Origin of the sequence: Acinetobacter sp. 3657 (genome assembly GCF_031456775.1) — a bacterium.
Taxonomy (GTDB): Bacteria; Pseudomonadota; Gammaproteobacteria; order Pseudomonadales; family Moraxellaceae; genus Acinetobacter.
On record NZ_JAVDVH010000033.1, the window covers coordinates 1 to 1,973 of the forward strand.

General features: G+C 49.6%; 2 tRNA genes and 1 rRNA gene. All 3 read right to left on the minus strand.

Annotated elements, in window-relative coordinates:
- Positions 1 to 76: transfer RNA gene (locus tag J2Y37_RS15800), tRNA-Ala, on the minus strand.
- 55 nt (positions 77 to 131) lie between these two features.
- Positions 132 to 208: transfer RNA gene (locus tag J2Y37_RS15805), tRNA-Ile, on the minus strand.
- 61 nt (positions 209 to 269) lie between these two features.
- Positions 270 to 1,807: ribosomal RNA gene (locus tag J2Y37_RS15810) — 16S ribosomal RNA — on the minus strand.
- Between the last annotated feature and the right edge of the window lie 166 nt (positions 1,808 to 1,973).

The window sequence follows — 1,973 nt, forward strand, 5'->3', positions numbered from 1 at the left end:
TGGTGGAGACTAGGAGAGTCGAACTCCTGACCTCCTGCGTGCAAAGCAGGCGCTCTACCAACTAAGCTAAGTCCCCAGCTTATCATTGTGAATTCTATATCCTTAAATCTTTCAGCTTTAGCGATCAGATTTGGTGGGTCTGACAAGACTTGAACTTGTGACCCCACGCTTATCAAGCGTGTGCTCTAACCAACTGAGCTACAGACCCTCAGATATATCTTCAAGAAGAACAACTTGTTGTGGATTCTTACCGGCCATCAATCTTTCGTTAAGGAGGTGATCCAGCCGCAGGTTCCCCTACGGCTACCTTGTTACGACTTCACCCCAGTCATCGGCCACACCGTGGTAACCGCCCTCTTTGCAGTTAGGCTAGCTACTTCTGGTGCAACAAACTCCCATGGTGTGACGGGCGGTGTGTACAAGGCCCGGGAACGTATTCACCGCGGCATTCTGATCCGCGATTACTAGCGATTCCGACTTCATGGAGTCGAGTTGCAGACTCCAATCCGGACTACGATCGGCTTTTTGAGATTAGCATCCTATCGCTAGGTAGCAACCCTTTGTACCGACCATTGTAGCACGTGTGTAGCCCTGGCCGTAAGGGCCATGATGACTTGACGTCGTCCCCGCCTTCCTCCAGTTTGTCACTGGCAGTATCCTTAAAGTTCCCGACATTACTCGCTGGCAAATAAGGAAAAGGGTTGCGCTCGTTGCGGGACTTAACCCAACATCTCACGACACGAGCTGACGACAGCCATGCAGCACCTGTATGTAGATTCCCGAAGGCACCAATCCATCTCTGGAAAGTTTCTACTATGTCAAGGCCAGGTAAGGTTCTTCGCGTTGCATCGAATTAAACCACATGCTCCACCGCTTGTGCGGGCCCCCGTCAATTCATTTGAGTTTTAGTCTTGCGACCGTACTCCCCAGGCGGTCTACTTATCGCGTTAGCTGCGCCACTAAAGTCTCAAAGACCCCAACGGCTAGTAGACATCGTTTACGGCATGGACTACCAGGGTATCTAATCCTGTTTGCTCCCCATGCTTTCGTACCTCAGTGTCAGTATTAGGCCAGATGGCTGCCTTCGCCATCGGTATTCCTCCAGATCTCTACGCATTTCACCGCTACACCTGGAATTCTACCATCCTCTCCCATACTCTAGCTAACCAGTATCGAATGCAATTCCCAAGTTAAGCTCGGGGATTTCACATTTGACTTAATTAGCCACCTACGCACGCTTTACGCCCAGTAAATCCGATTAACGCTCGCACCCTCTGTATTACCGCGGCTGCTGGCACAGAGTTAGCCGGTGCTTATTCTGCGAGTAACGTCCACTATCCTAGAGTATTAGTCTAGGTAGCCTCCTCCTCGCTTAAAGTGCTTTACAACCATAAGGCCTTCTTCACACACGCGGCATGGCTGGATCAGGGTTCCCCCCATTGTCCAATATTCCCCACTGCTGCCTCCCGTAGGAGTCTGGGCCGTGTCTCAGTCCCAGTGTGGCGGATCATCCTCTCAGACCCGCTACAGATCGTCGCCTTGGTAGGCCTTTACCCCACCAACTAGCTAATCCGACTTAGGCTCATCTATTAGCGCAAGGCCCGAAGGTCCCCTGCTTTCTCCCGTAGGACGTATGCGGTATTAGCATCCCTTTCGGAATGTTGTCCCCCACTAATAGGCAGATTCCTAAGCATTACTCACCCGTCCGCCGCTAGGTAATGTAGCAAGCTACATCACCCCGCTCGACTTGCATGTGTTAAGCCTGCCGCCAGCGTTCAATCTGAGCCATGATCAAACTCTTCAGTTTAAAATCAGTAGTACCTTTAAAGGGTACCAATCTTGGCTCATCAATTTTCTGACAAATATTTCTCAAATAAACTTCGAGTAATTTCTACCATCTAATCAATGAAAATAATTTCGATCGATTAACCAGTAAAAATCCACACAAGTTGTTCTTCTTCAATTCTTAATGA